19 protein-coding genes are annotated in these 20,211 nt (G+C 72.0%); 10 read left to right on the top strand and 9 right to left on the bottom strand.

The window, feature by feature from the left end:
* Positions 1-2 precede the first annotated feature (2 nt).
* Positions 3-1,814 (top strand): protein kinase domain-containing protein, encoded by a 1,812-nt coding sequence (locus ACZ49B_RS31085; RefSeq protein WP_468312227.1) that lies wholly within the window; start codon positions 3-5, stop codon positions 1,812-1,814.
* A gap of 86 nt (positions 1,815-1,900) precedes the next feature.
* Here ACZ49B_RS31085 and ACZ49B_RS31080 read toward each other — a convergent pair whose 3' ends face one another.
* On the bottom strand, positions 1,901-2,428 hold the full coding sequence (locus ACZ49B_RS31080; protein ID WP_468312224.1) for a hypothetical protein: 528 nt from the start codon (positions 2,426-2,428) through the stop codon (positions 1,901-1,903).
* 437 nt (positions 2,429-2,865) lie between these two features.
* On the opposite strand from ACZ49B_RS31080, the gene ACZ49B_RS31075 reads away from it, so the two are divergent.
* From ACZ49B_RS31075 to ACZ49B_RS31065, 3 genes are all read left to right on the top strand, one after another.
* On the top strand, positions 2,866-4,164 hold the full coding sequence (locus tag ACZ49B_RS31075; protein WP_468312222.1) for a flavin-dependent oxidoreductase: 1,299 nt from the start codon (positions 2,866-2,868) through the stop codon (positions 4,162-4,164).
* Positions 4,161-5,138, top strand: coding sequence for a hypothetical protein (locus ACZ49B_RS31070; RefSeq protein WP_468312220.1), 978 nt, complete (start codon positions 4,161-4,163; stop codon positions 5,136-5,138). Before ACZ49B_RS31075 ends, ACZ49B_RS31070 begins: the two co-directional genes overlap by 4 nt.
* A gap of 96 nt (positions 5,139-5,234) precedes the next feature.
* Complete coding sequence (locus ACZ49B_RS31065; protein ID WP_468312218.1) at positions 5,235-6,251, top strand: quinone oxidoreductase family protein; 1,017 nt, start codon at positions 5,235-5,237, stop codon at positions 6,249-6,251.
* Here the strand turns inward: ACZ49B_RS31065 and ACZ49B_RS31060 are convergent.
* Complete coding sequence (locus ACZ49B_RS31060; RefSeq protein WP_468312215.1) at positions 6,229-7,212, bottom strand: hypothetical protein; 984 nt, start codon at positions 7,210-7,212, stop codon at positions 6,229-6,231. The genes ACZ49B_RS31065 and ACZ49B_RS31060 overlap by 23 nt on opposite strands.
* An 11-nt stretch (positions 7,213-7,223) precedes the next feature.
* Positions 7,224-7,619: a hypothetical protein gene (locus ACZ49B_RS31055; RefSeq protein WP_468312212.1), complete on the bottom strand. Its 396-nt coding sequence runs from the start codon at positions 7,617-7,619 to the stop codon at positions 7,224-7,226.
* A 185-nt stretch (positions 7,620-7,804) separates the two neighbouring features.
* On the opposite strand from ACZ49B_RS31055, the gene ACZ49B_RS31050 reads away from it, so the two are divergent.
* Positions 7,805-11,395 (top strand): CHAT domain-containing tetratricopeptide repeat protein, encoded by a 3,591-nt coding sequence (locus ACZ49B_RS31050; RefSeq protein WP_468312209.1) that lies wholly within the window; start codon positions 7,805-7,807, stop codon positions 11,393-11,395.
* A 26-nt stretch (positions 11,396-11,421) separates the two neighbouring features.
* On the opposite strand, the gene ACZ49B_RS31045 is transcribed toward ACZ49B_RS31050, so the two are convergent.
* Positions 11,422-11,757, bottom strand: coding sequence for a hypothetical protein (locus ACZ49B_RS31045; RefSeq protein WP_468312206.1), 336 nt, complete (start codon positions 11,755-11,757; stop codon positions 11,422-11,424).
* Between the two features lie 182 nt (positions 11,758-11,939).
* Between ACZ49B_RS31045 and ACZ49B_RS31040 the strand changes: the two genes are divergently transcribed.
* The 3 genes from ACZ49B_RS31040 (at position 11,940) to ACZ49B_RS31030 (ending at position 13,633) form a co-directional block, all read left to right on the top strand.
* Positions 11,940-12,497 carry a DUF4232 domain-containing protein gene (locus ACZ49B_RS31040; protein ID WP_468312204.1) on the top strand — a complete coding sequence of 186 codons (558 nt, stop codon included), beginning with the start codon at positions 11,940-11,942 and terminating at the stop codon, positions 12,495-12,497.
* Positions 12,498-12,615: 118 nt separating this feature from the next.
* Positions 12,616-13,149 (top strand): LppU/SCO3897 family protein, encoded by a 534-nt coding sequence (locus ACZ49B_RS31035; RefSeq protein WP_468312201.1) that lies wholly within the window; start codon positions 12,616-12,618, stop codon positions 13,147-13,149.
* 211 nt (positions 13,150-13,360) lie between these two features.
* Entirely contained in the window at positions 13,361-13,633 is a 273-nt protein-coding gene (locus ACZ49B_RS31030) for a hypothetical protein (protein WP_468312198.1), read from the top strand.
* A 17-nt stretch (positions 13,634-13,650) separates the two neighbouring features.
* Here the strand turns inward: ACZ49B_RS31030 and ACZ49B_RS31025 are convergent, their stop codons facing one another.
* From ACZ49B_RS31025 to nadE, 4 genes are all read right to left on the bottom strand, one after another.
* Positions 13,651-14,133 carry a hypothetical protein gene (locus tag ACZ49B_RS31025; protein ID WP_468312195.1) on the bottom strand — a complete coding sequence of 161 codons (483 nt, stop codon included), beginning with the start codon at positions 14,131-14,133 and terminating at the stop codon, positions 13,651-13,653.
* A 141-nt stretch (positions 14,134-14,274) separates the two neighbouring features.
* Positions 14,275-14,994 carry a hypothetical protein gene (locus ACZ49B_RS31020; RefSeq protein ID WP_468312194.1) on the bottom strand — a complete coding sequence of 240 codons (720 nt, stop codon included), beginning with the start codon at positions 14,992-14,994 and terminating at the stop codon, positions 14,275-14,277.
* Between the two features lie 148 nt (positions 14,995-15,142).
* Positions 15,143-16,345 (bottom strand): serine hydrolase domain-containing protein, encoded by a 1,203-nt coding sequence (locus ACZ49B_RS31015; RefSeq protein WP_468312191.1) that lies wholly within the window; start codon positions 16,343-16,345, stop codon positions 15,143-15,145.
* A gap of 125 nt (positions 16,346-16,470) precedes the next feature.
* Positions 16,471-17,301, bottom strand: a complete 831-nt coding sequence (nadE, locus tag ACZ49B_RS31010) for an ammonia-dependent NAD(+) synthetase (RefSeq protein WP_468312188.1) — start codon at positions 17,299-17,301, stop codon at positions 16,471-16,473.
* Between the two features lie 220 nt (positions 17,302-17,521).
* Here nadE and ACZ49B_RS31005 point away from each other — a divergent pair, with 220 nt between their 5' ends.
* Positions 17,522-18,256 carry an ArsR/SmtB family transcription factor gene (locus tag ACZ49B_RS31005; protein WP_468312187.1) on the top strand — a complete coding sequence of 245 codons (735 nt, stop codon included), beginning with the start codon at positions 17,522-17,524 and terminating at the stop codon, positions 18,254-18,256.
* A gap of 65 nt (positions 18,257-18,321) precedes the next feature.
* Positions 18,322-19,260 carry a DMT family transporter gene (locus tag ACZ49B_RS31000; protein WP_468312184.1) on the top strand — a complete coding sequence of 313 codons (939 nt, stop codon included), beginning with the start codon at positions 18,322-18,324 and terminating at the stop codon, positions 19,258-19,260.
* Positions 19,261-19,297: 37 nt separating this feature from the next.
* Here ACZ49B_RS31000 and ACZ49B_RS30995 read toward each other — a convergent pair whose 3' ends face one another.
* Positions 19,298-20,029 carry a TetR/AcrR family transcriptional regulator gene (locus ACZ49B_RS30995; RefSeq protein ID WP_468312181.1) on the bottom strand — a complete coding sequence of 244 codons (732 nt, stop codon included), beginning with the start codon at positions 20,027-20,029 and terminating at the stop codon, positions 19,298-19,300.
* Positions 20,030-20,211 lie beyond the last annotated feature (182 nt).

Genomic DNA, 20,211 nt, shown 5'->3' with positions numbered 1-20,211 from the left:
ATATGTGGGGGCGGGGGACGGTCCTCGGGGACCGGTACACACTGGCCGAGCGGATCGGCGGCGGTGGCATGGGCGAGGTCTGGCGCGCCGACGACGACGTGCTCAGACGGCAGGTCGCCGTGAAGGTCCTGCTGCCCGCGCTCCTCGACGACCTCTCGTTCGCGGCGCGGTTCCGCCGCGAGGCCACGGTCCTCGCCTCGCTCAGCCACCCGGGCATCGTCGACGTGCACGACTACGGCGAGAGCCGGATCGAATCCGGTGAACAGGTCGCGTACATCGTCATGGACCTCGTCGAGGGGCGGACGCTGCACGAGGTCCGCGCACAGTCCGGGCCCCTTCCCGTCGAGCAGGCACTCGACATCGCCGGGCAGGCCCTCGACGCCCTGCACGCCGCGCATCTGCAGGGTGTCACGCACCGCGACATCAAGCCGTCGAACCTGATGCTGGGCGAGGACGGCCGGGTGACGGTCACCGACTTCGGCATCGCCCGTTCCAGCGCGGCCAGCACCGGGATCACCGACTCGCACGCGGTCCTCGGGACCGCGCTGTACATGGCTCCGGAGCAGGCGGAGGGGCTAGGCGCCATCGCCGCGTCCGACGTGTACTCCATGGGCGTGGTCTGTTTCGAACTGCTCACCGGTGAACCGCCGTTCACGGGTGAGTCGGTCGTCGAGATCGCGCTCAAGCACATCAGGGAGCCGGTTCCGGACCTCCCTGCCGAATTCCCCGGGCCGGTACGTGCCTTCGTCGCCAGGGCGCTGGCCAAGCGCCCCGAGGAGCGGTACGCAGACGCCTCGGTGATGGCTGCGGCGGCGCGGCGCGCGGCGGCCGGACGGCCGCTCGGCGAGCTCGACGCACCGGCGGGCCCGGTCGTCGCAGGGACCGCCCCTGCCGCGGGGGCCGGCGCCGAGCTGCGGCGGTCGTGGCGGGACCGGCTGCGCATCCCCCCGTCCGTCTCCGCGCCGCTCGCGATCGGGTTCAGTGTGACGATCACGGTCTCGGTGGCGGTCACGGTCTTCTACATCGACCCAGGGGCGCGGCAGACCGATGCGAGCGGGCCGGGGCAGCACCCCTCCGCGTCCGTGTCCGCGCCCGCGTCCGGCAGCGGCAGCCAGAGCCCCGGCGCGTCCCCCTCGGGGAGCGCGGCAGCAGGCACGCCCGATGCCGCGCCCCCGCCGCCGGGAGAGAACCCGGGCGCGCAGGGCGGCGGCGGGGCGGTCGCCGCGGGTGGCGTGGGCGGTGCGGCGCCGGTCCCCAATCCCCAGCCGGCCGCAGGCGGTTCCGGTGACGGAGGGAGCCGGCCCGGCTCGGGGCCGAGCGGCGGCGGCGCCGGGGGAGGGGGCACGCCCGGAGGCGGCGGCTCGACCCCCGGAGGATCGGGCAACGGCGGGTCCAATCCGCCGCAGGGCTGCGGCGGTGCGCGCTGGGGCGCCATCACCAACGTCGGCGACGGGCTCAAGATCGGCTTCAGCGGCTCCGCCCCGCAGGGGAACGCCAAGGTGATCATGGGCGGCACCACCGCATTCGGCTGGCTCCACGAGAAGAGCAACTACGACAGCTTCACGACGTGCGGCTCGAACGGCATCGCGATGGCGCGGGCGCTCACTCAGTTCAACGAAACCGTTCGCGTCGAACTCGCCGGCCCGTTCGCCGGAGACGTGTGGTGGAACCTGGAGAAGGCCCCCACGGCGGGTGCCTACTACATCAAGGACATCTCGTTCCAGGGCGGATGCCTGACGGACAACGGTGCGGGCAACCAGCTGACGGTGGTCGGCTGCTCCGGGAGCAAAGCCCAGCAGTGGCGGATTCCGTAGCGGCCGCACGGCAGGCCCCGGCACGGCGAAGGACTCCCCGCCTCGTACGCAGCAGCACACCGAGGCGGGGAGCCCACCGGCGGGGATCAGCCTCTCGGCGCCGCCACCGGAACGGGCCGGCGGACGGACCGTGTCATTCCGCCGTCCACGTGGTTCGCCCTGAGCGCCGCGTACGCGCTGGACAGCGCCTGCCTGCGGACCGGGCGCCGGTCGGCGAAAGCCGTCAGGTCGCCTGCGCACTGCAGCTCCCACCGCGGGAAGCGGCGCCGGGACATGGCCACGGACGCGCTGGGGGCGAAGTACAGCATCGTGGTGTTCTCGTGGGGGTTGTGTGCCGAGCCCTCGTACACCATTCGGCCGGACGTCTCGAGGCGGTCCGCCAGGCGGGCGAGCGCGCTCGCGTCGGGCCGGTCCATGAACAGGCCGACGTGGTTCTCGAAGCCGTGGACGCGCTCCTGCGCCCCCACGTCCTCCGTGTAGCCGGGGCTGCACCGCGGGAAGAGGAAGACCTCGACCTCCGGCGCCAGGCCGCTCGTGACGCGCAGCCGCGTCACCCGTATGTCCGCATCGTCCGGGAGCCAGTGACGCTCCACCAGACGGCGCTTCACCAGCACGCTCGGTATGGTGGTCGATGCGGGCCAGCCGTTTTCCTCGAAGTACTCGAGAGCGGATTCCACTGTTTCCGGGAACAGTAGCGTTGCACAATGCGACACAACGCATCCGCTCTTGATTTCCCGTTTGAGATCACCCGGTATCCAGGGTGGCAGGAGAGCGTCCAGTGATTTTTCGGAGGCGTGCAGGGCGTAGTCAACAGCATGCTGGAGGCGCTGGACGTCGCACGGTTCGAACGTCACTTGATGCATGTCGCAGCCTTTCTGTTGCCGACACCTGATTAAAGCCATGTCACCCATCAGGCGGCACTTGGCCGTAGTCTGATCGGGTGAACGGAGATGCCTGACCTGGGCATCTTGACCTCTTGTGACCGTGGTTGTACTCATCGGTGAAGTACCGCACTTGCAACGGAAGGCGCCTTTCCCAGGAGGTAGTGGGCATGTCTCCGTACGGCCGAAAGAATTCTCCGCGCATCGTGATCGCCGGTGCCGGAATTGGCGGACTGACAACGGCCTTGAGCCTTCATGCGGCAGGCCTGGACGATGTGCTCGTTCTGGAAGCGTGTCCGAACCTGCGGGCGGTCGGCGCGGGAATCAATCTGCAGCCCGCCGCCGTGCGCGAGCTGACCGAACTCGGTTTGGCGCAGGCCCTCGACGACGTCGCGGTGGCGACCGCCCGGTTGGAGTACCACCACCGCTACGGCGGGCTGATCTGGTCGGAGCCGCGCGGGCGCGCCGCCGGTTACGACTGGCCGCAGTACTCGGTGCACCGGGCGGACCTCCAGGACATCCTGCTGTCGGCGGTCCGGGACCGGCTCGGCCCCGAGGCGCTGGTCACCGGAAACCGCCTCGTGCGGTACGAGCAGGACCGCGAGCACGGCCGGCCCACCGTACGGGCGCACGTGGCGGGCCGGCCGGGCCCGTTCTCCTGCGACCTGCTCATCGGCGCGGACGGAATCAACTCCGCCGTGCGCACGACCATGTATCCGGACGAAGGACTGCCGCTCGGCAACGGGATATCCATGTGGCGCGGGGTGACCGAAGGCCCGCCCTTCCTCGACGGGCGCACGATGGTCATCGTCGGCTGCAACGCACGGGTGAAGGCCGTGGCCTACCCCGTCTCCCGGCCCGACGGGAGCGGGCGGTGCCTGCTCAACTGGGTGGTGGAGAGCCGAACCGACGAAGGCCTCGGCGACGAGGACGCGCGGGGCGCGGCCGACTGGGACCGCGCGGTACCGCCGCAGGAGGTGCTCGCCCACGTGGAGGGCTGGCGCAGCGACTTCCTCGACCTCCACGGCATCATCGCCGGGGCGCCCCGCATCGGCCGGTACCCGATGATCGACCGCGACCCGCTGCCGGCCTGGACGGACGGCCGTGTCGTCCTGCTCGGCGACGCCGCCCACCCCTTGTACCCGACCGGCTCCAACGGCGCCTCGCAGGCCATCGTCGACGCCCGCGTCCTGGCGTACGCGCTCGCCCACCACGACGTGGACGAGGCCTTGGCCCGGTACGAGGCGGACCGCCGCCCGCAGACCACCCTCCTCCTCGCCGCACACCGCCGACTGGAACCCGACCCGGTCCTCCGCCAGGTGGAGGCCCTTGCCCCGAACGGCTTCCTCGACATTCGCCACGTCCTGCCCGAGGACAGGCTGGAGGGCATCAAGTCCTGTACGCGCCAGGTCACCGGCGTGGACGCCACCGCGCTCAATGCGCGTTCCTCCTGGAGCGTCGCCGTATGAACAGCTCCCGTCTGCGTTCCACCTCCGCCGCCGCGCTCGCCTCCGCCGCGCTGCTGGCGGCGCTGCTGTCCGCCACCGGGCGGCCCACGGCCCCGCCGGCGCCCTCCGGCTCCGCCGCGCGCCTGCCCGACTGCGCCGACGACGTCGGCGGCGCGGTGTGCTCCACGTACGGCCCCGCCGCCCGCCTGGGCCGCGGCACGGTCCGCACGTACGGCGAGTACCGGAACGGGATCCCCAGAACGCTCGGAGTCTCCCTGACCGCACCGGCCGTCAGCGCTCTGCCCACCACCCCCACCGACGGCAAGCACTGCTACGACGCGGACGCCGACGGCAGCCTCGACGACACCCACGAGTGCGTCGGCGGCCACAGCCGGGAACTCGCGCTGCCGCCCGCTCCGGCCACCTCGGCCGGCCTGCCCTTCCAGTGGGTGCTGTTCAACTGGAACCCGCACGGTCACAACCCGCACGGCCGCTACGACGTCGCCCACTTCGACGTGCACTTCTACCTCGTCCCCCGAGAGCTCCGGTCGGGCATCAAGACCGGCGGCTGCGCCCTGCTGATCGCCTGCGACCAAGTGGCCACGGCCGGAAAGCCCGTCCCGGCCGCGTACCTGCCGGCCGGCTACCCCGCGAGCAGCCCGCAGACCGCGGAAGGCGCCATGGGCGCGCACCTGGACAGCCGCCCCCCGTCCACCGGCACGCTCACCGGCCAGACCTTCATCTACGGGGCGTACGCGGGCGACCTGATCTTCATGGAGCCCATGCTCACCAGGGACTTCCTCCAACGGCACCGCACCTCGGCCGGCCACCGCACCTGCGAGGCCGTGCCCCAGCCCGCTGCCTGGCGCATCCCCGGCTGGTACCCCACGCGGTACTGCACCGCCTACCGCCCCGACGAGGGCGACTACACCGTCTCCCTGACGGACTTCGTCCACTCGGCCGGGGCGCACCGCCTCGCCACGGCGGGCCGCTGAACCCCTGCCGCGTGGCGCAGCCGGCGCGTCCGGCGAAGAGCCGTCACAATCGGGCTGTCCGTCATGCTGCTTTATCACCCATTTGGGGGCCAGTTCATGTACGCAGCCGTGGTCCACGCCCTGGGGCAGCCGCCCCGGTACGAGTCCGTGCCCGAGCCCGCCCCCGCGGCCGGCGAGGTCGTCGTCGAGGTGCTGGCCGCCGCGCTGTACCCGCTGGTGCGCTCGTTCGCCTCGGGCGGCCACTACACGGGCGGCGATGCGCTGCCCCTGATCCCCGGGTTCGACGGGGTGGGCCGGACCGAAGCCGGTGAACTCGTCTACATCCCGGGGCTGGAGCCCCCGCACGGGACGATGGCCGAGCGGGTCGCCGTACCGGCCGCCGCGCTCATGCCCGTACCGGAGGGGCTCGACCCGGTCACCGTCGCCGCCGTCATGAACCCCGCATCCTCCGCATGGATCGCGCTGCGTGAGCGGAGCGGGCTGCGCAGGGGGGATTCGGTACTCGTACTCGGTGGCACGGGCAACGCCGGGCGGGCCGCGATCCAGCTCGCCCTCGACCAAGGCGCGGGCTCCGTCGTGGCGGCGGGGCGCGATCAGCTGGCACTGCAGGCTGCGGCAGCCCTGGGCGCCCACCGTACGGTGGCGCTCGAGGGTTCCGACGAGGACGTCGCGGCCGCCTTCGGCGCGGCGGCCGCCGACGTGGACATCGTGCTCGACTATCTGTGGGAGCGGCCTGCCGAGCTGGCGCTCGACGGGATCCTCCGCCACCGCTCCGATCTCACCCGTACCCTCCGGTGGGTGCAGGTCGGCTCCGCGGCCGGGGCCGACATGACCATGCCGTCCGCGTGGTTGCGCAAGGGCGACGTGAGCGTCTGCGGCAGCGGACTCGGCTCGATCTCGGGCGCCCGCCGCGCTGCCGCCCTGCGCGACCTGCTCGAACGGCTGCCCGACCTGGTGCCGACCACCGAGGCGGTCGCCGTGCCGATGGCCGAGGTGGAGGCCGCGTGGGAATCCCCGCTGCGGTCCGGCACCCGGCTCGTGTTCGTCCCCGCCGGCGGAGACGAGCGGGCCTCCGGGGCGTCGGAAGCCGTCAGGGACCGGGAAGCGGTCTGACGATCGCGCTCACCTCTCGCGGTGCCCCGTCGTACGGTGGCGGTGGCGGTGGCGGGCTGGGTGCCAGGTGGCGGCCCAGCGTGCCCCCGACCTCCGGGGTGAGGGGGCCGGGTGGGTCCATGCCGAGGGGCCCGGCCAGGTCACGGGCGTGCAGGCGCGTGGCGGCTTCGAGCAGCGTGGCGTAGCCGTCGGCAGCGGTACGGGTGCGCTGCCGGCCCGTGACGGCGAGAGCGGCAGCGATCGCGGCCGCGGGCCACCACCACAGGGCGAGGGGCAGGTAGAGCAGCGCCCAGGCGGTCAGCGTGGTGGCACGGGTCAGGGCCTGGCGGGCGGCGGTGATCTCGGTCCGGATGGTTTCGGGCAGGACCAGCCACAAGTGGGGCCACAGGGTGGCCAGATCGAGGTGGTGGTCGCGGTCGACGCGCACGGACGCGGCATGGATGCGGTCGCCGCTCCATGTGGGGCGGTCCGGACGCTCCGGGGATATCCGGACCATCGCAGCCCGGGCGGAATGCCGTCCGGCGGGGTCCACGCGTTCGCCGCGGGTGCGGGCGTCCGCCGCTTCCTCACGGTGCCGGTGCCAGGCCTCGGCCGCCGTCCGCCAGCGGTTCTGCCGGCGGACGGTGATCCGGTGCGCGAGGGCGCGGGCCGGAGCCGGCCAGGTGTACCAGTCCGTGGCGAGGTGCAGCCGTTCGGCGGCGGAGCCCAGAGCCTGTGCGAGGACCCCGACGGCCGCGGCGCCGCCCAGTACCGCCGCCAGGACCACCACCTGGCCTCCGACGGTGCGCGCGACCGGAGCGCCGGCCCACGCACTGATCTGTCCGGTCAGCCGGTCCACGGCGAAGGGACGGGCCTGGCCGAGCGTCCGGGCCGCGAGGGCGACAGCAAGGTAGAGGGCGCCGGGCAGGACCAGCAGGGACAGCCACCGCTCGGCAAGCTTCTTGCCCAGTTCTCCCAGCACGGTCCCCACGGCTAGAGCCGGTCCAGACGCAGCGGGTCGCCGCTGACGGCGCAGACCGGCGCAGGTCCGTGGCCCGGCCACCCGTAGCGCGTACACCGGTTGGCGGGGCACAGGTACACCGACTCGCCGGAGCGCTCACGGTGCACACCCGCGGCATGGACCCCGCGCTCCGCCGTGCTCCCGGTCCCTCCGTACGCGTACAGGCCCTGGCTGTCGCCCAGGGACTGCAGGACCGCGTGCAGGTCGTCGACCGGGCGGGCCGTCTCCCGCCCGTCCCGCACCGCGGTGAGCACCGCTCGCAGCACGGCGTCGTCTCCGGACGGACCGCGGCGTAGCCGCCCGCGGATCCTGTCCGCGTTCGCGCACACGATCCCCAGCTGGCGTGCCGTCTCGTCGGTCTCGGTCATGCTTCCCCCCCGGCTCGGGTGTCCCGCTGTCGCGGAGCGTATCGGAGGAACTACCCGCCGCTCCACGGGTCGTGGGACTAGCATCACCCGGCATGAGCGATCCGGGGGGCCCTCAGCGAGCCTTGCGACTGGCTGCAATGGAGGTGCGCCTGCGGCGGGTTGTGGAAACCCGGGAGTTGGCCCCGGTGTTGGAGGCCGGCGCCCTCCACGAAGCGCAGCAGCTTGCGGAGCTGCTGGACGGCGAGGACAGCCTCCCCGCCTACCATCTGCTCGGCTGGTTCCACTGGTTCCGCCACCAGGCCGTACCCGTACCGGCAGACCAGGACCAACCCGACCTGCGGGATGCCGTGACGGCGTTCACGGCGTGCTTCCTGGCCGGCGTCGGTGATCTGCCGGAGCCGCTGCTGCCCCTCCTCGCAGAAGTCGCGGCTGTGCAGGCGTTCGAACTGTTCCCGGACGTCTGGGAGTCGGGCGACCCGGTACGGATCGCCGGCATGGTGAACCTGTGGCACCGCATCGTGGATGCCCTCCCGATACGGCATCCCCACCGTGCCGTCCACCTGACCGCCTTGGGGAACCTGCTACGGCTCGCGTTCCGGCGGGGTGGCTCGGCGACAGATCTGGACGCCGCGATCGACCGCTTCAGGGAGGCGCTTTCGGCGGCCCCCGACGAGCTCGGCCGCGCCATGTACCTGTTCAACCTTGGAGACGCACTGCGCGTCCGCTTCGACCGAACCGGAGAGGTCGCGGACCTCGAGAGCGCCGTCGCCCTGCTCCAGGAGGCGATGCAAGTGGCTCCCGATGACCGCCTCTACCGCGCGCTGGTGCTGACCGGCCTCGGGAACGCCTTGCACGCCCGGTTCAAGCGAACCGGAGCGGTGGCGGATCTGGACAACGTCATCGACCTGTCCCGCGAAGCGGCGTACCTGCTTCCCGTCGACCACTCCGAACGCGCCGAGGTCCTGTCCAACCTCGGGAACGCCCTGCGGGCCAGGTTCGAACACGCTGGCTCCATCGAGGACTTGGACGCTGCCGTCATCGCGGGCCGGCAGGCGGTGGACGCGGCCCGCGCCGACCAGCACCACGAGCACGCCGTGGTGCTGTCCAACCTCGGCAACGCATTGCGGCTCCGTTTCGAGCGGACCGGCTCCATCGAGGACTTGGACGCTGCCATCTCCGTGGGCCGGCAGGCGGTGGACGCGGCGCCCGACGGCCACCTCGGACGTGCCTTGTTCCTGTCGAACCTGGGAATCGCGCTTCAGGCCCGGTCCGGGCGGGTCGGCAACCTGGCGGACGCGGACGCCGCCGTCGAACTGGGGCGGCAGGCGGTCGACGCGGCACCCCCTGGCCATCCCGACCGGGCGATGTTCCTCTCGAACCACGCGGGAGCGCTGCGGGACCGGTTCGACCAGATCGGCGCACTCGCGGACCTCGCCGGCGCGATCGACCGACTGCAGGAGGCGGTGGAAGGGATCCCGGCCGACCATCCCCAGCGCGCGGGGTTCCTGTCCAACCTCGGGAACATGTTGCGGGCCAGGTACGCGCGCGCGGGTGCCGTCGAGGACCTGGACGCCGCCATCGAGATGGGCCGTCGGGCGGTGGAGGAGGCACCCGCCCGTCACCTACAACGCGCGATGTTCCTGTCGAACCTCGGGGGAGCGCTACAGGCCCGGTTCGACCGACTCGGCGCCGCCGAGGACTTGGACGCCGCCGTCGGCCGACTTCAGCAGGCGGTGGAGGCGGCGCCCGCTGACCACCCCGACCGTGGCCGCTACATGTCCAACCTGGGCCCCGCGCTCAGGACCCGCTTCCTGCTGACCGGCTCCCGCGCGGACATCGATGCCGCAGTCGAGGTGGGTCGGCAGGCAGTCGAGGCTGCTCCCGACGACCATCCCGAGCGCGCCATGTACCTCATCGACTTCGGAGATGCGCTGATCACCCGGTTCAACAGCGGTGGCAGCCCGGCAGACAGGGATGCGGCGGTGAAGGCTTGGTCGGCTGCGTCGACCGCGGCGACGTCGACGGTGACCGTCCGGATCGCGGCGGGGCTGTCCGCGGCTCGTCTGCTGGCGCAGTCGGGTGACGCGGAACGAGCGGCTGAAGCAGCGGATGCGGCAGTACGCCTGATGCCTCAGATGGCTCCGCGTCGGCTGGAGCGCCGGGACCAGCAGTATGCAATCGGCAACGTGACCGGGCTGACCAGTGCCGCCGCTGCACTGGCGCTCGCGGCCCCGGGTGGAACGGACCACGGGCGGGCGGAGCGTGCCCTGGGGCTCTTGGAGGTGGGCCGCGCGGTACTGCTCGGTCAGGCACTGGAAACCCGCGGCGATCTGACGGAGCTGCGCGATCACCATCCTGAACTGGCCCAGAGATTTGCCGAGTTGCGCGACCGAATGGACCAGCCGGCAGACGTGCAAGTCGCCACCGACGGCGAAGGCGACGGGACGGCACACCGGCTGCGCCAGGAGCTCGCCGTGCAGAACAGGCACCGCCTGGCGGAGGAGTTCACCGCCGTCCTGGCCGAGATCCGTACCCTGGAGGGCTTCGCCTCCTTCGGCCTCCCGCCCACCATCGACGAACTCAGGGCCGAGGCGTCCCACGGGCCGATCGTGGTGTTCAACGTCAGCAGCTACCGGAGCGACGCACTTCTGGTCACGGCCGAGAGCATCACCAGTTGCCCCTTGCCCCAGCTCGAATACACCACGGTGATCGATCGGATCAACGCCTTCCGGCAGGCACAGCACACGGCGTTGGCAGGAGCGGATCCGAAGGAGCGGGAAGAGGCGCAGTCCGTGCTCGTCGACGTCCTCGAATGGCTCTGGGACGCCGCCGCCGGCCCCGCGCTGGAAGCCCTGGGACACGAAGATTCCCCTCCCACGACCGCACGGGCAAGTGACGCCCTGCCACGCGTGTGGTGGGCACCGGGCGGACTGCTCGGACTCCTGCCCCTCCACGCCGCCGGCCACCACACCGACGCGCCGGACGATCCGCACCGGCGCACCGTGATGGACCGGGCCGTCTCCTCCTACACCCCCACCGTGCGCGCGCTGCGCTACGCCCGCGAACGCAGCCGGCGCGAGGGATACCAGCCCACCGCGGCCGGCCGGGCGCTGGTCGTCGCCATGCCGACCACGCCCGGAATGCCCGGGCAGGGCCGGTTGCGGTTCGTCGACGCCGAAGTCGCCATGCTGGAAGCCCGCTTCGCCGATCCCGTCGTCCTCAGAGAGCCGGACCAAAGCGGGGGACAGGCAGACCCGGACCCGGCCACCACCCCGACGAAAGCCCGGGTGTTGGAGCGGCTGCCCCACTGCGCGATCGCCCACTTCGCCTGCCACGGAAGCAGCGATCCCGCCGACCCCTCACAGAGCCGGCTGCTGCTCCACGACCACGAGGACGACCCGCTCACCGTCAGGAGCCTGGCCCCCGTCGCCCTCGACCGCGTCAGGCTGGCCTACCTCTCCGCCTGCCGAACCGCGGCCATCGACACCGTCGACCTGCTGGACGAGGCCATCCACCTCGCCTCGGCGTTCCAACTCGCCGGATTCCCCCACGTCATCGGAACCCTGTGGGAGATCGACGACCAGACCGCCGTCCGTATCGCCCGGGCCTTCTACGACGGCCTGCGGACCGACTCGACTGCCGTCGACCCGGACCGGGCCGCCCGAGCACTGCACGAGGCCGTTCGACAAATACGGGACGGAGAGGACCTGCCACCCGGCCACGACCGCAGAAGCGCTCCGCTTCTGTGGGCGGCCCATCTGCACGCCGGGGCGTGACGGGGAGCGCAGCCAGTCGCCCCTGATCACCCCTGACTGCCGTTGAAGCCGCTGCACTCCGTGCGGTCGTTGCCCTGCGAGACGGTGTACTGGGCGTTTTCCACGTTCATCATCTGGAACCCGCCGTCGCTACCGATCGTGAAGGACCCGCCCGCCGCGGTCGGCGAGGACAGGAAGGCGGGCCCCGGTGTGAATCCGCCGCCGGACAGGTGCACCTTGCCGTTGGGGAAGACACCGGAGATGGAGCAGGTGGCCGCGGGGGCGGCTGCCGCCGTGCCCCACGCGAGGGCGGCGGGGGCGGCGATGAATGCGCCGGCCATCACGGGGGCGAGCACCAGCAGACGTACGCGTCGGTTCAACATGCTTCCTCCCGGGAGAGCCAGGGAAAAGCGGTGTGTCCGTCCTTCCCATCGTCCCCCGCCCCGCCCGGCGTGTCGATCGGGGGCGAAAGGGCCCGTGCCGCGCCGATGGTGCGGGTGGGTGGGACGCTGGGAGGAGGCAGGGCCGAACGGGGGCCGTGCCGTGGACGCGTGGAGGACAACCCATGACATGCGCAACGCGAAGTGGCGCGATCAAGGCCTCGTCCGTGCTGCTCGTGGCGGGCGCCATGGCCGGAGGCCTTCTGGCAGGGGCCGGTGCCGGCACAGCGGCAGCCGCGGACGCCCTGCGACGGGTCCCGGCGGCGCCGTGCACGAGCAGCCAGATCGTTGCGGACAGCGCGCAGCCAACCGACTTCACCCATGTACTGATCACCGTGACCAACCAGGGTTCGAAGCCGTGCGTCCTGAACGGCTTCCCCACCGTGGCTCTCGCGGGCCAAGGCTCTCCGGACAAGAACAGGCCCCTCCAGGTCGCCCGTCAGGGGAAGGCGCGTCCGGTGCAGCTGGCGCCCGGAGACCAGGCCTCGACGCGGCTCACCATCACACCGGTTCTCGGTGAGGCGGACGGCTACTGCGACTCCGGAGCCGATCCCACCGTCGCACCGTCGATGGTGGTGGGCGTCGCGGGCGGGAAGTACCAGCTGGCGCCGAGCGACGGCGGCAACTTCGCGCTGTGCGGCAACGGCGTCCGTGCCACTGCCTTCCGCGCGGCGGGTTCCTGACACCACGTCGTTCCTGACACCACGTTGCCGTGGGCGCAATGCGGCTGGTGACGGCAGGTTGATATAGCGTGCGCACGTCAAACTACGAACGATGCACACGCTCACGGGGGATTCCCACATGACCTATCCGCCTCAGCAGGGCCCCGGCCCGTACGGCCAGCCTGTCCCGAACGGGCAGCAGCCGCAGGGGTACCCGCCCCAGCCGGGATACGGATACCCGCAGCAGCAGGCCCAGCCCCCTTACGGCGCGGCGCCCCAGCAGTACCCGCACCCGCAGCAGTTCGCGGCCCCGCCGGCCCCGCCCGCCCGGCGCGGTGGCATGGGGATCATGAAGATCCTCAAGATCATCGCCGGTGTGGTCGTCGTCATCATGATCGCGGTCGGCTACTTCGCGAGCCGCGACGACGCGGACAAGGCGAAGGTCGGGGACTGCCTGACGAACAAGGGGAACGCGGTGACCCCTGACCTGCAGGTGGTGAAGTGCGGGGGCGCCGACGCCGAGTTCAAGGTGGTCAAGGTGATACCCGACACGCTCGACACGAACCAGTGCCAGGGCAAGTCGGACATCGGTTACCAGGAGCAGATGAGGGGCTCCCGCCGCAGCTCCGGCAAGCAGTTCGTGCTCTGCATCGACGAGATCAAGAAGAGCTGACCGAGCCCCCCGGCTCCCCTCCACGCAGCCGCCGCGGAACCGACTGGTTCCGCGGCGGCTGCGGCTCTTGGGGGCTGCGCGCGTCCGGACGCCGTCGAGCTCGTCGCGGTGACCGCGAGGTGACCGTGAAGTCACCGGGACCGGCCGCTGTCCACTGAGCCGGTCGGGGGAGGGGGAGTCACGGCTGGGGGCGGCCCGTCGTTTCCCGGACATGACTGATCTCATGGTCCAGATCCCGGCCGACTGGCTGGCCCGGGTGTTCCTTTCGCTCCGCCGCGGCTCGTCGGAGGACGCCCACGTCTCGGCGGCGGAGCTGCAGCCGTTCACCGAGAAGCCCGGTCAGCGGATCCCCGTACCGCGGGCGACGGTCCTGCGCACCGAGCTGGCGCTGCGGGGCGAGCTCGAGCGTGCCCAGGAAGAGGAGCGGCGGGCACGGCTGTCAGAGGAGGCCGACTATCTCATCAGCGCCCGCCTCGGCGGATAGCGTCCGAGTGGCGTCCCTCAGTACACGAGCTTGTACGTGACGTCCTTGGGGACCGGGGACGGAGCGGTGTCCGGGTAGAAGAGCCGGATGGTCGTGAAGCGCTGGACATCGGGGTGTCCGGGCCACGGCTCCGGCTTGCTCAGGGTCACCGTGACCGGGTACGCGTGGAAGCGGCCGGCTGCGCAGTAGGGCTTGCAGTCGTTCACCATGTCGGTGCCGGTGGCCGTCGCCTTCCGCGGTCCCCAGGTGTCCCAGCTGAGCCGGACGAGGCGGTTGTTCCCGTCTCCGCAGGCCAGCAGGTACTCCTCGGGGCGTACCTGGGCCTCGGAGAAGCAGTCCACGACCACGACCGGTTCGGGATCCGGTTCCGGCGCGGCCCGGGTCTGTGCGGAGGCGGGTACGACACCCACCGCGAGGGCCGCAGCCGCGCACAGCAGGGTGGCCGTCCGCACCCTCGCTCGGGGTGCAGGACCGAGTCCGCCGTCTCCTGAAACGTCCACGGGACCCTCCTCGCGTCATCCGTCAGCTGTCGGTGCTGCACCCGTCCCCAGCTTCCCCCATCCGGGCGTACGCCGCACCCGCTGCGGTGCGGGGTGCCGTCTGCCCGGCCGCCGGGCCCCGACCTGAGCGGGTCACCCGGCTCAGGAGACTCCGTACCACTGGCTGGCCCAGCCGGTGTTGATCGTGCTGGTGGACTGCTCGGCGAGGTTCAGCGTGGCCGGCAGGGAGGTCTGGCCGGTCAGGACGGTGCTGTAGCGGAGGTTCGGCGGGGTCAGGCCCGCGTTGACCGAGATCCCGGCGCCCGTGGACTTGAGGGTGAGGGCGTTGGTGGCCCAGTTGCCGTTGAGGAGGAGGGCGACGAAGTACGTGCCGGGGGCGGCGGTGAACGGCTTGGCGAGCGGCAGCGGCTTGGCGATCGCGTCGGTCATCAGCTGCGGCGAGATGTCCGCGGTGGACGCGCGCAGGGCGCCGGTGGCGTCGTACACGCCGAGGTAGCACTGGGAGAGCTGGGCGTTCGGGTCGATGCCGGCCAGCCCCAGCCAGACGTTGGACCAGGTGATCTGCTCGCGCAGCACGATCCGTACGAGGGTGACCCGTCCGCCGACCCCGGCGGCGGACTGGGCGGTGACGTGCCCCGCGTCGTTGGGGTCGCCGGTCCAGGCGAGGAGGTTCTGGTCCTGGGGCCGGGGACCTTCGTACCCGGAGCCGTTGCCCGGCGCGGCGGGAGCAGGAGCGGTCGCCACCGCGCTGCTCGGCTTCTCCTTCGGGCTCCCACCGGGCGAGGTGCAGCCGGCCAGGACGAGCAACGCCGCGAGTGCCGCGGCGATGCCGGTCGAGACGGTGGTGGTACGGGTGCGCATGGTCCCCCCATGTGGTGCGGATGTGCCAAAGGGGCCATGGTCACACGAGCACCCGCCCGCTCCCCGCGCGAGGTCCCGTAGCGGGGCGGACGACGGCCCTGCCGGACGCGTCACCGAGTGAACACCGAGGCGTGCAGGGCCGGGGGGACTACTTCTCGGCAGTGGGCACAGGGGCCGGCCAGAGGTGATCGGGGGTCACGATGGAGGTGACCGCGTTCCCGATCAGGCCGGACAGGTTCTTGCCCTGGTAGTCGATGTCGCTGTTGACGAGGACCACCAGGGTGGCCTTCTTGGCGGGGAGCTGAGCGGCGATGGTCTCGTAGCCGGGCAGCTCCCCGGTGTGGCCGAGCCAGCCGTTGAAGTTGAGGATGCCGAGCCCGTAGGAGGCGCCGGGGACGGACTCGATCGGGAGCGTCCGGAGCCGTTCCGCCTGCGTCTTGGGGGTTAGCAGCCGGCCGTCCGTGAGCGCCGGGGCCCAGGCGTGCAGGTCGTCGAGGTCGGAGATGATCCCGCCGGCGGCCCAGGCCCAGGAGGGGTTCCAGTTCGTGGCGTCGGCGACGGTGCCCTTCGGCGTGAGGTCGGTGTACCCGTGGGCGTGCGGATCGGGCATGGCGCTGTCGGTGGGCAGGGAGGTGTCGTTCAGCTTCAGCGGCGCGAACACGTGCTCCCGCAGGTAGTCGGCGAGGCCCTGCCCGCTGACCTTCTCGATCAGCATCCCGAGCAGGATGGTGTTCGTGTTGCTGTACTGCCACTTGGCGCCGGGCTTGAAGTTCGGGGGATGACTGATGCCGATGTCCACCAGCTGGCGCGGGGTGTACGCGCGGTGCGGATCGGCGCGCAGGTCGGCCAGCCACTGCTTGTCCATCGTGTAGTCGAACAGGCCGCTGCGCATGTCCGCCAGCTGGCGCAGGGTGATGGCGTTCCCGCCCGGGACGCCGGACACGTATTGCGAGATGGGGTCGTCGAGGCCGGCCTTGCCCTGGTCGACGAGCTGGAGGAGGCCGGTGATGGTGAAGGTCTTGGTGACGCTGCCGATCCTCGAGTAGAGGTCGGACTTCATGGGCGTACCGGTCTGCTTGTCCGCGACACCGAAGGACTTCTCGTACACGCCGCGGCCGGGCATCCACAGGCCGATGTTGAGGCCCGGCATGCCGGTCTGCTCCATGACCTTCGTGATCGCCGCGTCCAACTCCTGCACGGTGGCGGGATCGAAGTCCTGCCGTACGGAGGCGGACGCCTCGGGGCCGGTGCCCGCGCACAGGGCGGCCAACAGCAGCGCCACCGCGGCGGGTACGGCCGTCCGGCGGGCCCGGCGGGCCCGGCGAGCTCGGAACGGGCGGTACCTGCCCATGATCGGTCACCTCTGCCCAGGGTCGATCGGACGACGGTCCCCGAGTCCCCGAGCCCCCGAGGCGCTCCCACCATCGTAGGAGCGCCGTACCCACCCTGCGACCGCCGCGGGTGGCGGGCGTTCCGCTACGGCGCGATCGGGAGCCGGCGCTTGTGCTCGGTCTGGCGGTAACGACGGACGATCGTGTCGAAGGCGCGCTCGTCGACGGGCTTGCCCTCCAGGAAGTCGTCGATGTCGTCGTACGTGACACCGAGGGCGTCCTCGTCGGCCTTGCCCGGGTCCAGGGTCTCCAGGTCGGCCGTCGGGGTCTTCCAGACCAGCTCCGCGGGGGCGCCCAGGACGTCGGCCACGGCGCGCACCCGGCGCTTGGTCAGGCCGGTCAGCGGGACCAGGTCGGCCGCGCCGTCGCCGAACTTGGTGAAGAAGCCGGAGACGGCCTCCGCCGCGTGGTCGGTGCCGACGACCAGGCCGTCGTGGGCGCCGGCCACCGCGTACTGGGCGATCATGCGCTGGCGGGCCTTGATGTTGCCCTGCACGAAGTCCTGGTGGTGGGCGTCCCGGAAGACGGTGCCACCGGCGAGGGCGGCCTCCAGTGCGGCGTCGCTGGCGGGCTTGACGTCCACCGTCAGCACCCGGTCCGCGTTGATGAAGCCGAGCGCGAGCTGGGCGTCCTGCTCGTCGGCCTGGACCCCGTACGGCAGCCGCATCGCGTAGAACGTCGCCTCGTGGCCGCTCTCCCGGGCCCGCTCCACGGCGAGCTGGCAGAGCCGCCCGGCCGTGGTGGAGTCCACGCCGCCGCTGATCCCGAGCACCAGGGAGCGCAGGCCGGAGGAGGTGAGCCGGTCCGTCAGGAAGGCCACCCGGCGCTCGATCTCCCGGTGCGCGTCGAAGGTCTCCGACACCTGGAGTTCCCGGGCGATCTCCTGCTGCAGAACGGTGGACGCCGGCCGGCTCACGGCTGCTCCTCGTGGTCGATGGTCGATCGTGGTGCGCTGTCCCGCCGACCCTAGTCGAAGCGTTCGGCCCGCCGTCAGTCGGCTGCCGCGTCGGCCTCCGGCCCGTACGGGCCGGAGGCCACCCGTACGAAAGGAGGGCGCCCCGTCACGGTCCGCCTGCCGGAGCGGATCATGCCCGATCATTCGCTGCACACCGAACTCTTGAGGCATCCTGGGGAGCATGAATGCATTGCATCCCGAGACGCCGGCCGACGGTGTCGCCCCCGCGGCGCGCCTCGCCGCCTTCGCCGCAGCCCTGGCCGACGAGACCCGGGCCGCCATCTGCATGACGCTGCTCGAGGGACGCGCCTGGACCGCGGGAGAGCTGGCCCGGATCACCGCGGTCGCGCCGTCGACCGTCAGCGGCCATCTGACGCGCCTGCTCGATGCGGGCCTCTGTGTCACCGAGCGGCAGGGCCGCCACAGCTACGTGCGGATCGCCGACGCCGCGACGGCCCGCCTCGTCGACGAGCTGGCCTCGTACGCGATCCCCGACCGGGACGCGGCGCACGCGGTACCCGTGGTGGCCGCGCCCGACCCGTTGGCCCGCGCCCGGACCTGCTACGACCATTTCGCGGGGCGGCTCGGGATGGCCGTGACCGACGCCATGGAGCAGCGCGGGCTGCTCCGTACGGACGGGGTCTTCGAGCTGACGGAGGCCGGGCGCGAGTGGTGTGCCCGGGCCGGGGTCAGCCTCGACCGTGAGGGGCGCAGGCCGCCGGCGAGCTCCTGCCTGGACTGGACCGAGCGGCGCCGCCACCTGGGGGGCCTGGCCGGGGCGCGGCTGTGCGCGAGGGCGCTCGACGAGGAGTGGGTGGTGCGGCCGGCGGCAGGCGGGCGGGGGCTGGAGGTGACCGACGCCGGGGAACGGGCCTTCGGTGACCTGTTGGGGATCGGCCCGGAGGCCTGGAACTGAGTCGAAGCGTCCCGCCCGCAACATTTCGGTGGACACCGAAGTGTTGCGCTCGTAGGGTGGGGTTCATGACCTTCCGCCTGCGCTCGATTCCGCCCGGTCTCCTCACGGTCGCCGCCGTCTCGTTCACCGTGTTGGCCTGGGCTTCGGCCTTCGTGTCCATCCGCAGCGCGGGCGACGCGTACTCACCGGGGGCCCTGGCCCTCGGCAGGCTGCTGGCCGCCTCGGTGGTGCTCGCCGCCCTGCTCCTGATCCGCCGCCAAGGCCTGCCGCCGCGCGGAGCCCGGCGCGGAATCCTGGTGTCCGGGCTGGTGTGGTTCGGCGGCTACACGGTCGCGCTGAACTGGGGCGAACGGCTGGTCGACGCGGGTACGGCCGCCCTCCTCGTCAACACCGGGCCCATCCTCATGGCCCTGCTCGCGGCCCGCCTGCTCGGCGAGGCGCTGCCGCCGCGGCTGCTGGCCGGCATGGCCGTCTCCTTCGTCGGGGCGGTGGTCGTCGGCCTCTCCATGTCGTCCGGTGGCGACGGCTCGACCTCGGTGCTCGGCGTCGTCCTGTGCCTGCTCGCGGCGGTGGCCTACGCGAGCGGCGTCATCGCGCAGAAGCCCGCGCTGTCCTTCGGGACGCCCCTGCAGATCACCGCCTACAGCTGCCTGACCGGAACCGCGGCCTGCCTGCCCTTCACGGGGCAGCTGGTCGCGGAACTGCCGAAGGCGCCGGTGTCCGCGACGCTCAACATGGTCTACCTGGGCGTCGTGCCGACCGCCCTCGCCTTCACCACGTGGACCTACGCCCTGGCGCGCATGCCCGCCGGGAAGCTGGGCGCGACGACGTACGCCGTCCCGGCCATCGTCGTCCTGCTGAGCTGGGCCCTCCTGGGCGAGGTCCCCGCCTGGCTGACCCTGCTCGGCGGGATGCTGTGCCTGGCCGGCGTGGCGGTGTCCCGCTACCGGCCGCGTACCCCGGCGGACGCCGCGGCCGGCGTGCGGACCTCCGGCGCCCGGTGACGTCCGGGACGGCGAAGGACCGCGCGCGCCGGACGGTCTAGTTCGTGGAGCTGTTCTCCTCCAGAGGTACCGTCAGGCCGATGCCCTCGGCCGCCACGGCGATGGCGAAGTCGAAGTACGCGGACTCGTCCCGGACGCTGTCATGGGTACGGCTGAAGACCTGGAACACCAGCAGCCCGATCAGATTGCTCCACAGCACGATGCCGCGCTCGATGAGGTCCGAGAAAGGGGCCTCGGGCACACCGCCGAAGAGTTGCACGGCCTCCGGGCGGAGCAGCGGCGGCCCGGGCACCGCCCGCCGGGGCGGGGTCAGTTCACCGGCCGCCAGTGCCGAACGCACGATGCCGGCCAGCACGGCGGGGGTGCGCGAGGCGGCCGGGACGGTGTCCTGCGGGGCGTGGTAGCCCGGGACGGGGGAGCCGTAGATCAGCGTGAACTCGGCGGAGTGGTCGAAGGACCACTGCCGCAGTGCGCGGGTCACCGCGAGGAGCCGCGCGCCGGCCGTCGCACCGGCGGCGCCGGCGGCCTGGTCGGCCTGCTCCATCGCGGCGGCGGAGTCGTTGTAGGCGTCGATGACCAATGCGGTCAGCAGGTCGTCCCGGTGCGGGAAAGCGTCCGCCACGTCGCTGACGGCAAGACCGCTGCCCTCGGCAACGGCATCCAGTGACAGCCCTGAAGTGCCCAGTTTCACCAGCAGTTGGCGCGCGGTGGCCTTGATGACCGCCGACTGGGGGGAGTTGTCATCGGTAGCGTTTACGGAAAGATCCATGGCCAAACCGTACCTGTCGGCCACCGCGCTACGGCTCCGGACGGGACAGGTCGGGTGCGCGGGCGCGTGCGGCCTCCGGGGTCGTCTCGTCGATCGAGTCCAGCTGCGCGGGGGAGGGGCGCAGGCCCAACGCCCCGCAATTCTCGTCCAGATGGGCGCGACGGCACCGCGGCCGAGCGGCG

The sequence above is a fragment of the Streptomyces sp. NPDC031132 genome, from assembly GCF_055570595.1.
This window is presented reverse-complemented; position numbering and strand designations above follow the sequence as displayed.